Origin of the sequence: Clostridium oryzae (genome assembly GCF_002029235.1) — a bacterium.
Taxonomy (GTDB): Bacteria; Bacillota; Clostridia; order Clostridiales; family Clostridiaceae; genus Clostridium_AE; species Clostridium_AE oryzae.
The window spans coordinates 1-12,845 of sequence record NZ_MZGV01000096.1; the positions used below are offsets into that span (position 1 = coordinate 1).

Here is a 12,845-nt window from a genome sequence, read left to right on the forward strand (position 1 = left end):
TGTTTGGTTAGAGATTCAATTATAACATGAAATTGGGGGTCATTGTTTTTTTTATACAAAAAAACTCTGTAACCCTTGATATATAAAGAAATTTTTAAAAGAATAGTGTAAAAAACTTTACACTAACTCAAGCGAAAGGAGAGTAATAAAATGAAAATTACAGCAATTAGATCTGACAAAATCTATAAAAAAATGATTTCTGTTAAACAAGAGGAACGTGATGACATCTACCGCTATGAACTTATGAAGCCCTTTGAATTTAAGTGGTCTTGCATTGGCATTCCACTAAAAGCGGATCAGCCAGGCGGTTTTGATGTTGTTATTGCGAACACTATGGGTGGTGGACTTGCACCAAGCCAAATTAACAACGAACGAATTGAAGATATTGAAAAAATCTGTGATGAAAACTTTTGGCAAGCCTGTGAGGAAAGCATTACAAATTCGCTTAAAACCTTTGAGGATAACGCAATTTCACTTCCTACGAAAGATTATGTCTTTACTGTTTTGCTGAATGATCCACAAAATCCAATGTCAAAAATGACTGGTGACTATTGCGGCGATGGAGGTATCCCTGGATATATCATAGGGACGATCATACCTAATGAAAAATCACTTAAAATGCTGCCTGTAGCACTTGCACATGAGACAAATCATAATGTTAGATGGCAGTTTATGAAATGGAGCAATAACATTACGCTGGGAGATATGGTTGTCAGTGAGGGTTTAGCAGAAAACTTTGCTGCCTTTATGTTTGGCGAAGATAAAATTGGTATGTGGGTTAACAATACAACGCCTGAGATACTTACAACTATTATCAAACCGGCAATCAAAGAAAATTTGAACATTAATGATTTCAACAGGCTTTCAGCATTTCTTTATGGTGATGAAATCATGGCAATGCGCGGCGTTAAGCCAGTTGGCATGCCCTACTGTGCAGGATATGCCTGTGGCTATCAATTAATCAAATATTATCTTGCACATACTGGGAAAACCATATTCGAAGCCACAATTACACCAACCGAAGATATTTTGAAAGAAACAGAGGGTTTTTGGAAATGAAAATTAACGAGGTTGCAAAATTAACAGGAGTTACTGTAAGAACTTTGCATTATTATGATGAAATAGGCTTGCTTAAACCAAGTCAGATTACTGAAACTGGTTATCGTCTGTATGATGAAAATGCTCTCGCAGTACTTCAACAGATACTATTTTTTAGAGAACTGGATTTTCCTCTTAATAAAATTAAAGATATAATGACGAATCCTGCATTTGATAAAAATGAAGCTCTGAAGAAGCAAAAAGAACTGCTTCTTAAAAAACGTAAGCGAATTGATAAGCTTATAAATCTTGTAAACAATACACTAGAAGGAGACATAAATATGAGTTTTAAAGAATTTGATATAACAGAATTTGAAAACGCAAAAAATAAATACGCTGAAGAAGTTAAAGAGCGCTGGGGTAACACTGACGCCTACGCAGAAAGCGAGAAAAAAACCAGTAATTATAGTAAAGATCAATGGCATCAAATAAACGAAGGAGGAAAAAGTATTCTAAAAGCATTTGCTGACAATATGGATAAATCACCTGACAGTAAAGAAGTTCAGACACTAGTTAAAAGGTGGCAGGATTTTATTACTGAAAATTTTTACACCTGTACTAATGAAATTCTACAATGTCTTGGCTTGATGTATACCGAAGATGAGCGTTTTAAGAAAAATATCGACAGCCATGGTGAAGGAACAGCTGAATTCATCTCTCATGCAATTAAAATATATTGTCAAAACAAAAAATAAAACCACTTTTAAAGCTGATATTCAAAATAATAACAAGCACAAGAGAATATATCTGATTATCATACATTCTCTTGTGCTTGCCATATAGTTTAACAATTCCTCTGCCACGTTAATCAGGCATTACGTCAACACCAATCTGCCACATAGTACTGCTATCAGCACTTGCACCAGCCATTCCCATTATTTTATCGCCATCTAATGCTGCAACTGCTAAGACATCTGGGTGACTTTCTTTAAAAGCAAAGGCCTCTTCAAATCTATCATCATTCCTAAATTGATAAATGTCTGCTTGTTCGTACCATTTTACATCTGTAATAGGTTCACTGTCTCCCTTTAATAAGTTCATTTGGTACTATCGTATTTTCATACTTTTTTGATTTATCCAAATCGGATGGCATGCAATTATAATCAAGTGCCAACTGGTTTCTTGCAATTTGTAAAATATCCGTCTTCGTTAACATTCATAGACTGATTCTCAAAAACTGTATAGTTGTTTCCAAAATGTGCTACAATAGTTGTATATACCAAACTTAGATATTTGGAGGAATAAAATGGTGAATATCTATAATGAATATCTTAATAAACTGAATACTTATGAGTATTTAATTAAAAAACAAAACAATTCAATAAATATTATAAAGTATTTTAGATTTTTTACTTTCATGATTGGTCTAAGTGTTACAGTTTATACTTTTATTATTAAAAGTTACATTGTAAGTATGACTGTTTTCATTATTTCATTGGCTATTTCTGTTTATTTAATTATTGAGAGCAACAAAGAAATCAATAAAAGAAATTACTCAATAGCATTAAAAGAAATAAATTTAGAATCATTAAAAAGGCTAAATGAAAAATGGAAAAATTTCGAGGATGACGGAAGTGAATTTAAAAATATACAACATAGTTACTCTGATGATTTAGATATATTTGGAAAGGGTTCATTATTTCAGTGGATTAATACTACTAAAACATTTATGGGTAGAGAGATATTAAAAAATAGATCGACTAATCCGTTAAGTACATCTGCTGATATACAGAATACTCAGCAGTCATTGCATGAATTAGCAATAAATTTAGAATGGAGACAGAAATTTGAAGCTGAAGGAATGTTGATAATTAATCAATGTATTGATCCGAAAGAGTTGTACAAATGGGGCAGAGAAAGAAATGAATTGTATACTAAGTCATGGTTTATTTTACTTGTCAGACTGTTGCCATGCTTAACATTGGCGCTAATTATATCAGCTTATTTTACTTCATTAATAAACTTTACATTACCTTGTTTTATGGTATGTGTTCAATTAATAATGCTATTTATAGGTGGTAAAAAAAGGAGTATCACCTTTAATAGTATTTATAAATATAAAGATAATATAAATGTATATTTTAGGCTGTTAAGTTCAATTACATATAAAGATTTTAAAAGTGACTATTTAAAACAATTAAAAGATAATTTAGTAACTTATGAAGGTGAAAGTGCGGTAAATGCAATAAAAAGACTGACTAATATATATGGCAGAATATCCGAGAGACAGAATGTATTCTTTATTATATTTAATATATTGCTGTTATGGGATTATCAATGTATGATTGAGTTTGAAAAGTGGAGAAATAATTCAGGCAAAAATTTAGAAAAGTGGTTTGATGTTATAGGCCAATTTGAAGCACTTAACAGCATTTCAAATATTATTTACAATAATCCACAGTGGGTAGTACCTTTAATTACAGATGGAGACTACATAGTAAAATCTAACGGATTAGGCCATCCACTATTGAGTGACAAAAGAGTATGTAATGATATTACAATTAATACTGATAAGAATATTTTACTGATAACAGGCTCAAATATGTCTGGTAAAAGTACATTTCTACGAACTATAGGTATAAATTTAGTATTAAGTTATATTGGTGCCACCGTATGTGCAGATAAATTTGAATGTTCATTAATGAAGATCTTTACTTGTATGCGAACAAATGATAATTTAGAAAATAACATATCTTCCTTCTATGCAGAAATATTAAGAATAAAAATGATTGTTGAAGAAACAAAAAAGAATAAAAAAATATTTTTTTTGTTAGATGAATTATTTAAAGGAACTAATTCTATTGATAGACACGATGGAGCAAAGGCATTAATAAGACAGTTAGGCGAACAAGGTGCATCAGGACTTATTTCTACTCATGATCTAGAACTATGCTGTTTAGAGCATGAGTATTCTAAAGTTATTAATTATCATTTTCAAGAATATTATTTAAACAGCAAATTGAAATTCAACTATAAACTTCTAGAAGGAATATCAACTACTAGGAACGCTATGTATTTAATTAATTTGGCAGGAATAGATATAAAATAATCATTGAATAAAATGTAATATTTCAATAATTCTTACTTATTTATAATTTCCAATTTATAGCTATAAGTTTTATTAGTTAGGATTTTTTGAGAATAAAGTTCCGCCCAAGCAGGAAAAAAGCCAAAATTTCCCGCTATGTTCTGTGAATGAAAGTGCGATTATACTGTGCCATAGAAAGGAACTTTTCCTCTTTTTAAAATTTCGTTTTTTAGTAGGGTCACTAAATTTTGTTTTCATAATCCTCTCTCTTCATCAAATAAGAAGGATGGTTCAATCCTGTAGGTGCATAAAACTCATCATGTGTATACGTAAATCCAAGCTTTTTAATAAGTTTTGCAGATGCAGTATTTTTAGGATTATGTCCAACAAAAATAGCATCTACACCGAGATTTTCAAAAGCATATTTGATTACTTCCAAACATGCTTCTCTAGCATAGCCTTTTCCCCAGTACTTTTCTTTTAGGTGTATCCCTATCTCTAATATGTTCTTTTCCATATCATATGGCCGTAAACCGCAGCAGCCAATATTCTCATTTGTCTCAGCGATATAAATGGGCCAGTATTGAACATTATATTTATTATAAATATCTATTTCCTTTCTCAATCGCTGCTTTATCTGTTCTTCTGACATTTTGCCGTCTGCTGTTATAAATTTTGTCACCTCTGTATTGCCCCAAAGTTCTACTGCATCTGGTAAGTCATTATCATTCCATATTGAAAAGCCTAATCTTTCTGTGCTTATAAAATATTTTTTCATTACTATTTGTCCTCCAAAAATCTTCTGTATAACAAAGAATACAGCATTACATACCTTCATCCAATTCTAATGTAAAATATTCCTTACTCTCAATAATTTGATATGTAGCTAACAATCCTTCAGGATTAAGTACTGCCACTATTTTTATTAATTGCTTTCGTAATAAATCTGATATAAGTTTGTTTACAGCCTCTACATAATTATTAGCAAGCTGCCTTAGTCTTTTTATCCATGTCGGCAAAATAGCAATCACACGAATTGACTTTAATTTCAAGACATACATAAGTTACCTCATCTCCAAACTAAAAACATTTATATTAAATTCTGCTTTTCCTAATATTAAATCCGTTGTTCTATTCACGTTTTTTCTCCCAACTTTGCAATTCTATAATATTTCCTTCAACGTCCTTAGCATAGACAAAAGTTGCTATCATGTTATTGGGATATTCTGCTTTTACCATTTCCCCTAGCTGTCCTCCCCCTTCTTCTTTAATCTTCTTAAGTACTGCCGATACATCATCAACTTCAAAAGCCAAATGCGCAAGACCAATACCATTTATTAGCTTTTCATTGCTGCTCTCCATGTTATCATAGGAAAATATTTCTAGCGTAGGTAAGTTCTCATCATACCCTGGAACAGATAAATGTTCACCTACAATATGAGCATTTTCAATGCCTGTCATCTTATCTAGCCATTCTCCCCTCAGATCACGCTGGGGAGCTATTGGTTTACACCCAAACACACGCTGATAGAAAAGAGATATTCTTTTCCAGTCCTTTGCTATGATATTTGTATGTACATATCTGCTTTTCATTTTTTATTTGTCCCCCTCGAAATATTGATACTTTTTTATTCAATGTTATATCATTAAAAATATACAAAGACAGTAACTCAAAATCACACATTTTCGAGCAAATTAACAGTTTCGATTATCTTTTTCTTTGCGTGTTCATACAATCCTCTATCCTCATATTGCCTATAATCGCCTTCTATAACCCATATTAAAAATAGATACATGTCATACCACCTAACTCGTTTCTTTTGCTTCTCAGTTAAGTCACCTATTCCATATCCATTATAGAAATCCTCATTATAATCATAGGACCTAAAACCAACTTCCATAAGTTCATCGGCCCATAAACATCTTTCGAAATCTATCAATCCAGTTATTTCACCATTTTCAATAAAGACATTTCCTGCCCAAAGATCCCAATGTACAAGCTTTGGTACTTTTACTTCTTCAAAAATTTCCTTATCACTATTCAGCAGACTTTTTATTTTATTAGGGTCAGTACCAATATCTATATTCAAAGCTTTAGCATCGTTAATAGCATCATCAATCATGTTTGAAAATACATTAAACCAATCCTTGCCTTGTTTATCCTGTTGTCCAAAATATCCAAAGTTTTCTCCCGTTATGCCATTAATCTTAGCGTTATACTGTCCTAATTTGTAATTAATTTTCTTTTTCTGCTTTTCATCAAACTGTTCCATTATAGAACTAAAACTTGCTCCCGGAAGTTTGGACATAAAAAAATAATCCGATTCACAAATACTATGACTATTATCATAATAAAAAATCTCAGGTACAGTCACATCTGTCATATTCTTGACTAATTTCATAGTTTCAGTTTCAGTAAACATTATATTTTTTTCATAAGTCATCGTAAGTACACTTTTGCTTGGTGCTATCTTTAGTATTACTTCTCTCTCGTCTGCTAACTTCAACCTGTATGCAACATTAAAAAAGCCTTCCTTTAATTCTGTTATCTCCGATACTTTTGATCCATTGAATGCTTTATCGGCCATTTCATTTATAGTTTCAATCGTCTGTTTGTTCTTCGTTAAGCTTTTCATAAAATATCCTCCAATTGCCCAAATTCTTTTTAGGATGTAATATCTATTTATGTAAATAATATGTTAAGTCTTGGAATAAATTATAGCATAAAATAGAGACGAGTTGTGAACAGTATTTACAACTCGTCTCTATTCATTAAATTAATATATTTTACCTTGTGCTTATAATCTGCTTTATTGATTCTGCTAACCTTTTTATCCCCTCTTCAATCATCTCTTCACTGGAATTTGTATAGTTAAGCCTAAATGTATTTATACCTTTATCACCAGTATAGAATGGATCTCCAGGTACAAATGCAACATTTTGTTTAGCTGCAACATCAAATAAATCTAGCGAAGAAATTCCTTCTGGCAGCGTTACCCAAAGAAACATGCCCCCTTCAGGCTTTGTGCTTTTTATTTCACTAGGAAAATATTTTTCAATAGCATTAACCATACAATTTCTTTGCTTTTTATAAAGCTCTCTAATTTTCTTTATATGATCCTCTATATCATTATCTGTTAAATATTGATAAACTACCCTTTGAGAAAAATAGTTGCTGTGAAGATCAGCTGCTTGCTTTGCTGTTATAAGTTTGTCCATTATTTCAACCTTAGCACATATCCACCCTAATCTCATTGCCGGAGACACTATCTTAGAAAATGAGCCCAGCATAATTGAGTTATCATGTAAATAAGTTCTTACTGGAGGTACATCCTCACCAATGAATCTCAATTCACCATAAGGGTCATCCTCGATTAATACGGTATCATATTTGTTCAATATACTAGCCAAAGCTTTTCTATTCTCTTCTGAATAAGTAATTCCAGAAGGATTTTGAAAATTCGGAACTGTATAAAATAACTTAGGTTTATATTTTTCTAATGTCTTCTCCAATAGCTCTGTATCTACACCATCATCTTTTAAAGTCACAGAGTGAAAAGTAGGTTCAAAGATTGAAAATGCTTGTATTGCTCCTAAATAACCTGGTCTTTCTAAAAGAATATCATCTTCTTTGTTAAGCAATACCTTTCCAATCAAATCAAGACCTTGCTGAGAGCCATTTGTTATTAATATCTCATCAGCGTTAACCTTTAATCCAAATCTTTTATAATACCTATCTGCAATATACTGTCTTAGTGGAAGATATCCTTCCGTTGTACTATATTGAAGAACATCGCTTCCGTTTTCATCTAACACCTTCTGCGCTGCTTTTTTTATTTCTTCTACCGGAAAAGATACTGGGTTTGGAAGTCCACCAGCAAAAGATATTACTTCATGGTTTTCTGTTACTTTAAGAATCTCTCTTATAAAAGATTTCTGTACTTTATTCATCCTGTCTGCAAATTTGATACTCATATACATTCACCACTTTCATAAATTTATTGCCATTTCTTCTATTGCGCAATTAGAAAAAATAAAAACCTCCGTCCTAATAATAGGGCGAAGGTCGAAATTCCGTGGTACCACCTAACTTTGTACAAATGTACACTCTCTATATAGTGCGGGCGTAAAAGCCGATACTACACCCCTTATAACGGAGGGACTCCGTTAAAACCTAGTCACATCTTAAAAACTTAATTTCAGTTAATAATGCTTTCAGTTCAAAGCTCCGAGGCTACCTTCACTACATCAATCATGGAAAAATCTCACCAGCTCTTCCTCTCTTTATTTCAAAAATGTAATTACTCTTCCTCATCAGTGCTTTTATTCATGTTATTTAATATGATAGCAATACTCCAATATATTGTCAATAGAAACAATATCTATTTTTATATTGATAATATATCTCTTACAATTCAATTTCTCTTCCTGTGGAGAAATATTCAATTTTATCTTTCATAACTTTTTTCAATATATTATACTGCAGCATTCCTGTACAATGGCAGGTATAGACTTTGTCAATATTGTAGCTTAAGAGTGTTTGCCCAAGCTTTCTGACAGACTGTTCTGACTCACGAAATACATTTCCGCCAGGTATTCCGGAAATATGGAAGCCTCCTATTACTGCTTGAATTGGAGTGTCAGGGAATTTAAGTTTTACAGACTCAATAATGTTTGTAATACCATTATGACTACAACCAGTAACTATTACAAGCTTACCAGCATTATTAATCACCATAATAAGTTCGTGTTTAAAATCATCTCTGATGAAGCTGCCATATTTTTCAGTAAACATATATTGATTAAACCTTACCCAGGGATATTTTTTAATAAAATTAGAAGCTATAAATACATCTTTAGTAATTTCGGTAAAGTCATTCAGATACCTTATTCTATTTCCACATCTTGATGTTATTTCACTAGGTACACTTATGTCAATTTCATTTCTACATATTTTAATATAATGTTTTTGAACTGCAGATTCAGATATGACTATTTCTGCTTTTTCATTACTCCTTAAATATTTTAGCAATCCACCTGCATGGCTGATATGCCCATGAGATATTACAATAAAATCGTCATTTTTCAAATTAATACCCATTTTTCTGGCATTATCTATAAAAGCCTCCGTTAACCCAGCATCAAATAGTATATTCTTATCATTAAATTGAAAATGCATTGATAATCCCATTTCGTTTGCTAAATTTATTACATCTTTTGATGGTTCATCTTCAATTAGCATAGTTACTTTCATATTATAAATCTCCTTCACAGTTACATTGTTATCGTTTCCAGAAATCTATATGTAAATATTTATAATTTTATAACCATTTATCTTTCTATTAATATAAAATTAACAGCATCAAAATACTCCAATCTAATAAAGTACTTTTGATACGAAGTACTTTGAAAGTAACTTTGAAGAAAATACTATTTAACACATGATCAAAAGGAATAATTTGGAAGCAGTGATATAGAAAATAATTATTTTACTTAGCTGTACAAATTGCATACCAAGTTAAAGAAAAACTCACCCTGAAATTCATTTCTGAATATTAGCTTAGCAAGGGTTAATACTTCCATATCAATCTTTTCTATAAAGTTCATTAATTTTAATAAACGGATTCCTATATCGTTTTTTGCCAACGGTAATTTTTCTATATTGTATAGCTTGTCTCGGGCACAAATTTAAACATGCAACACATTGCTCACATCTGTGATGCCATACAGGTTTATTGTCCTTCATACTTATATTCGCAACTGGACAAACTCTTTCACATATACTGCAGCCAGTACAGTCACTATTTACCAATAATTGTTTATCGTAGGATGAAAAAGATCTTATTAGCAGCCTATATAATATTTTCGTTCCAAAAAAGCATTGAGAAAAGCTCCCTTTTTCAATAGGTGTACTTATTTTCTTGTTTATTACTGAAATAATCTTGTTTAATCTTTTTTCAAACATTGAAATTTTCTCATTTTGCTTATCTTCTGTATCGCTTTTATAATATACAATATTATTTCCTGGCATGCAAATATTGAAACCCGAAGAAAGTTTTATTCCTTTCATGCTTAATTCATTGCGGAGCTGTAAAAGTGCTCCTCCAGGTTGCGATTTACATGTTGCTGCAGCAAAAACATATTTATCCTTAAACGTATAGTATAGTCTAGTTTACTTATGAATCCAGATAAAATCTTAGGTAAACCATATATATAGATAGGTAAAACTATCCCTATTCGTTCAGAAACTGTACTAATTTTTTCACTAGCAAGCGTACTTGAAATAGGTATTATATCTGAATTTTCTAATCTACCTGCTATATCCTTTGCTACCTTAAGTGAGTTACCTGTACCTGAAAAATAATAGATTGTAGTGCTCATATTAACTCTCCTAACTATAATAATTATCAAAAAGTAACAGCCTGCTGTTCTTATACTTACTATAAAACAGCGGACTGTTACTTTCATGATATTTCTTGCTATTATTGAGCCAAAACAACAGGAATCATTACTTGGACTCGTTTTGTTATAAAATAATCCTTATCGTATACCGAAACAAGCCCAATTTTATTAGGAGCTAGTTTCACTTCATTAACAGCAATCCATTTAAACAAATCATCTAAAAAAGTTGAACATACATCAAGCATCTCTCCATAGTATATAAAACTGATATGCCTTTTAAATACACATGTGAAGCTTTAAGCATAAGTTTTAAAGTTAGTGAATTAGGATAAAAAGATAATAGAATTAATAAAATAAAAGTATTGTGTAAAAATTAAGAGTTAGGGCATTAAAAATGGTTTCAGCCGACGTCGGCATTTGGAGTGAATTTAGCAATTACCCATGTCTTTTAGGCAAATTTCCGTTAAGATGGCGAATTGTTTGAGGCGTAGCCGAGTTATCAGCCATTAGGAAATTTGCCTAAAAGATGTGGTGTAATTGCTTAATGAGCGGAACTAGCCGACATAGGGTGTAACCATTTTTTATCTTTTTACCAGTGGAAATGCAATTACATCTTTGATTGAAGCTGCTCCAGTAAGAAACATTATCATTCTGTCGATACCAATGCCAAGACCTCCAGCTGGCGGCATACCCGTATCTATAGCAACTGCAAATTCCTCATCCATAGGACTTGCAGTTTCAAGTCCTGCTCTGAGTTTACTTGCCTGTTCATTTAAAAGTACTCTTTGCCTTAATGAATCATTAAGTTCTGAATATGCGTTCCCCAGCTCAATACCATAGGCATAGGGTTCAAATCTTTCAATAAGATCAGGATTATCTCTATGAATCTTACAAAGCGGTGAAGAATCCATAGGAAAATCAATCACAAAAGTTGGCTGAATCAAATTTTGTACACAATATTCATCAAACAACGTCATAATAAGTTCACCTTTTGAAGCTTCCCTGATGATAAACCCTTCCTGCTGTACTGTCTTTAAAAGTTCTTTTTGTTCTATAGCATTAACTATCTCCTCTTTACTTAAATTTTCAACCTCTATATGTGTATGTCTTTTTACAAGATCACACATTTTTTCTCTTTTCCAAGGAGCCTTAAAATCTATTTCTACACCTTCATAAACTACTTTAGTGGTATGTATTACTTTATTGAAGACATACTGGTATAAGCTTTCCATCAGCTCCATCATGTCGTTGTAATCCGCATAAGCCATATAACACTCAAATAGCGTAAACTCTGGATAATGCGTTTTATCTATTCCTTCATTTCTAAAGGATCTAGCCAAAGTATAAACTCTCTCTATTCCTCCTACCATCATTCTTTTTAAATAAAGCTCAGGAGATACGTTCATATACACTTCAGTGTTCATTGAATTAACCTCAGTTATGAATGGTTTCGCCTCTCCTCCGCCATACTTAGTATCCAGCACAGGCGTATCTACTTCAATAAAATCTCTTTCATTGAGAAATTCTCTTAGTGCTGACATCGCTTTTGATCTATTTATGAATCTTTCCTTTACTTCATTGTTCATAATCATATCTAACGACCTGTGTCTCTGCCTTAAATCCATATCCTGAATGCCATGGTATTTTTCCGGTAAGGGTCTGATTGCTTTTGAAAGCACTGTTAATTCTGTGACTCTTATAGTTATTTCCTCAGTTTTTGTTTTAAAAACAGTTCCCTTTACCCCAATCAAATCACCTACATCAATCAATTTGATAAGTTTATATTTCTCCTGACCTATATTGTTTTTGCTAACATATAGCTGAATATCTCCAGTCTGGTCACTTATATTCATAAAGGTTGCATTTCCCATTCTTCTTAACAACATTATCCTTCCAGCCATATTAAAGCTTTCTTCACTGTTTATACTATGATAGTTATTAATGATATAGTCTGAATGAGTTACCTTATCATAGGAATAAGGATAAGGGTTTATCCCTTCTTCCATCAATTGATTCATCTTATTTATTTTTTCTATAATCACTTCATTAGCATCTGGCATTATTTCTTTTAATTTTTTAATATCTACATATTGTTCATACATTTGGTACTACCACCTTTCATCTTTCCATTTTGTCAAGTGCCAGGCACTTGACAAATTGGCACTTGATAAATTCTTTGACTTTCTGAAATAAAAAAATCCCCTACCGGGGACTATGAGTTTTAGAATGGAAAAGGTTCGTTCTCATCAACTAAATACGAACCTTCTTCTACTTTCTTTTCTCCTGAATAATAAAAATCTGCATCACAATTAGGGCA

Annotated in this window: 14 protein-coding genes, 1 pseudogene and 1 other annotated feature; of the genes and pseudogenes, 3 read left to right on the top strand and 12 right to left on the bottom strand. The window is 31.9% G+C overall.

The annotated features are described in order from the left end of the window. The first annotated feature begins 150 nt into the window (after positions 1-150). Both CLORY_RS21280 and CLORY_RS21285 read left to right on the top strand, forming a co-directional pair. Positions 151-1,059 carry a DUF2268 domain-containing putative Zn-dependent protease gene (locus tag CLORY_RS21280; protein ID WP_079428327.1) on the top strand — a complete coding sequence of 303 codons (909 nt, stop codon included), beginning with the start codon at positions 151-153 and terminating at the stop codon, positions 1,057-1,059. Next, positions 1,056-1,793 carry a MerR family transcriptional regulator gene (locus CLORY_RS21285; RefSeq protein ID WP_079428329.1) on the top strand — a complete coding sequence of 246 codons (738 nt, stop codon included), beginning with the start codon at positions 1,056-1,058 and terminating at the stop codon, positions 1,791-1,793. Before CLORY_RS21280 ends, CLORY_RS21285 begins: the two co-directional genes overlap by 4 nt. A 109-nt stretch (positions 1,794-1,902) precedes the next feature. Here the strand turns inward: CLORY_RS21285 and CLORY_RS23590 are convergent, their stop codons facing one another. Both CLORY_RS23590 and CLORY_RS23460 read right to left on the bottom strand, forming a co-directional pair. Continuing rightward, the gene (locus tag CLORY_RS23590; RefSeq protein ID WP_079428331.1) at positions 1,903-2,139 is read right to left on the bottom strand and encodes a hypothetical protein; all 237 of its coding nucleotides are present in this window, start codon (positions 2,137-2,139) and stop codon (positions 1,903-1,905) included. Then, the gene (locus CLORY_RS23460; RefSeq protein ID WP_169911709.1) at positions 2,114-2,254 is read right to left on the bottom strand and encodes a hypothetical protein; all 141 of its coding nucleotides are present in this window, start codon (positions 2,252-2,254) and stop codon (positions 2,114-2,116) included. The genes CLORY_RS23590 and CLORY_RS23460 overlap by 26 nt, the downstream gene beginning before the upstream one ends. A 90-nt stretch (positions 2,255-2,344) precedes the next feature. On the opposite strand from CLORY_RS23460, the gene CLORY_RS21295 reads away from it, so the two are divergent. Further along, the gene (locus CLORY_RS21295; protein WP_079428333.1) at positions 2,345-4,147 is read left to right on the top strand and encodes a MutS family DNA mismatch repair protein; all 1,803 of its coding nucleotides are present in this window, start codon (positions 2,345-2,347) and stop codon (positions 4,145-4,147) included. Between the two features lie 220 nt (positions 4,148-4,367). Here the strand turns inward: CLORY_RS21295 and CLORY_RS21300 are convergent, their stop codons facing one another. From CLORY_RS21300 to lysS, 10 genes and pseudogenes are all read right to left on the bottom strand, one after another. Then, positions 4,368-4,904, bottom strand: a complete 537-nt coding sequence (locus CLORY_RS21300; RefSeq protein WP_079428335.1) for a GNAT family N-acetyltransferase — start codon at positions 4,902-4,904, stop codon at positions 4,368-4,370. Between the two features lie 46 nt (positions 4,905-4,950). Next, the gene (locus CLORY_RS21305) at positions 4,951-5,187 is read right to left on the bottom strand and encodes a hypothetical protein (protein WP_079428337.1); all 237 of its coding nucleotides are present in this window, start codon (positions 5,185-5,187) and stop codon (positions 4,951-4,953) included. Between the two features lie 70 nt (positions 5,188-5,257). After that, on the bottom strand, positions 5,258-5,719 hold the full coding sequence (locus CLORY_RS21310; protein WP_079428339.1) for a VOC family protein: 462 nt from the start codon (positions 5,717-5,719) through the stop codon (positions 5,258-5,260). Positions 5,720-5,802: 83 nt separating this feature from the next. Continuing rightward, complete coding sequence (locus CLORY_RS21315) at positions 5,803-6,762, bottom strand: phosphotransferase family protein (RefSeq protein WP_079428341.1); 960 nt, start codon at positions 6,760-6,762, stop codon at positions 5,803-5,805. Positions 6,763-6,913: 151 nt separating this feature from the next. Continuing rightward, positions 6,914-8,101 carry an aminotransferase-like domain-containing protein gene (locus CLORY_RS21320; protein ID WP_079428343.1) on the bottom strand — a complete coding sequence of 396 codons (1,188 nt, stop codon included), beginning with the start codon at positions 8,099-8,101 and terminating at the stop codon, positions 6,914-6,916. Between the two features lie 77 nt (positions 8,102-8,178). After that, positions 8,179-8,453: a binding site (T-box leader), on the bottom strand. 81 nt (positions 8,454-8,534) lie between these two features. Beyond that, the gene (locus CLORY_RS21325) at positions 8,535-9,380 is read right to left on the bottom strand and encodes an MBL fold metallo-hydrolase (protein WP_079428346.1); all 846 of its coding nucleotides are present in this window, start codon (positions 9,378-9,380) and stop codon (positions 8,535-8,537) included. 330 nt (positions 9,381-9,710) lie between these two features. Continuing rightward, positions 9,711-10,217, bottom strand: a pseudogene (locus CLORY_RS21330) (EFR1 family ferrodoxin); the annotation flags it as partial. After that, entirely contained in the window at positions 10,199-10,594 is a 396-nt protein-coding gene (locus CLORY_RS21335) for a flavodoxin domain-containing protein (RefSeq protein WP_341456659.1), read from the bottom strand. The pseudogene CLORY_RS21330 and the gene CLORY_RS21335, both read right to left, overlap by 19 nt. Before the next feature lie 14 nt (positions 10,595-10,608). Then, on the bottom strand, positions 10,609-10,773 hold the full coding sequence (locus CLORY_RS23465; RefSeq protein WP_169911710.1) for a hypothetical protein: 165 nt from the start codon (positions 10,771-10,773) through the stop codon (positions 10,609-10,611). A 336-nt stretch (positions 10,774-11,109) separates the two neighbouring features. Continuing rightward, positions 11,110-12,630: a lysine--tRNA ligase gene (lysS, locus tag CLORY_RS21340; RefSeq protein WP_079428351.1), complete on the bottom strand. Its 1,521-nt coding sequence runs from the start codon at positions 12,628-12,630 to the stop codon at positions 11,110-11,112. Between the last annotated feature and the right edge of the window lie 215 nt (positions 12,631-12,845).

What these genes read in the sequence shown, in the direction of transcription:
- CLORY_RS21320 (WP_079428343.1), bottom strand. Translation starts at nt 8,101, where the DNA reads ATGAGTATCAAATTTGCAGACAGGATGAATAAAGTACAGAAATCTTTT.
- CLORY_RS21285 (WP_079428329.1), top strand. Translation starts at nt 1,056, where the DNA reads ATGAAAATTAACGAGGTTGCAAAATTAACAGGAGTTACTGTAAGAACT.
- CLORY_RS23465 (WP_169911710.1), bottom strand. Translation starts at nt 10,773, where the DNA reads ATGCTTGATGTATGTTCAACTTTTTTAGATGATTTGTTTAAATGGATT.
- CLORY_RS21305 (WP_079428337.1), bottom strand. Translation starts at nt 5,187, where the DNA reads ATGTATGTCTTGAAATTAAAGTCAATTCGTGTGATTGCTATTTTGCCG.
- CLORY_RS21335 (WP_341456659.1), bottom strand. Translation starts at nt 10,594, where the DNA reads ATGAAAGTAACAGTCCGCTGTTTTATAGTAAGTATAAGAACAGCAGGC.
- CLORY_RS21300 (WP_079428335.1), bottom strand. Translation starts at nt 4,904, where the DNA reads ATGAAAAAATATTTTATAAGCACAGAAAGATTAGGCTTTTCAATATGG.
- CLORY_RS21295 (WP_079428333.1), top strand. Translation starts at nt 2,345, where the DNA reads ATGGTGAATATCTATAATGAATATCTTAATAAACTGAATACTTATGAG.
- CLORY_RS21315 (WP_079428341.1), bottom strand. Translation starts at nt 6,762, where the DNA reads ATGAAAAGCTTAACGAAGAACAAACAGACGATTGAAACTATAAATGAA.
- CLORY_RS21310 (WP_079428339.1), bottom strand. Translation starts at nt 5,719, where the DNA reads ATGAAAAGCAGATATGTACATACAAATATCATAGCAAAGGACTGGAAA.
- lysS (WP_079428351.1), bottom strand. Translation starts at nt 12,630, where the DNA reads ATGTATGAACAATATGTAGATATTAAAAAATTAAAAGAAATAATGCCA.
- CLORY_RS21325 (WP_079428346.1), bottom strand. Translation starts at nt 9,380, where the DNA reads ATGAAAGTAACTATGCTAATTGAAGATGAACCATCAAAAGATGTAATA.
- CLORY_RS23590 (WP_079428331.1), bottom strand. Translation starts at nt 2,139, where the DNA reads ATGAACTTATTAAAGGGAGACAGTGAACCTATTACAGATGTAAAATGG.
- CLORY_RS21280 (WP_079428327.1), top strand. Translation starts at nt 151, where the DNA reads ATGAAAATTACAGCAATTAGATCTGACAAAATCTATAAAAAAATGATT.
- CLORY_RS23460 (WP_169911709.1), bottom strand. Translation starts at nt 2,254, where the DNA reads ATGTTAACGAAGACGGATATTTTACAAATTGCAAGAAACCAGTTGGCA.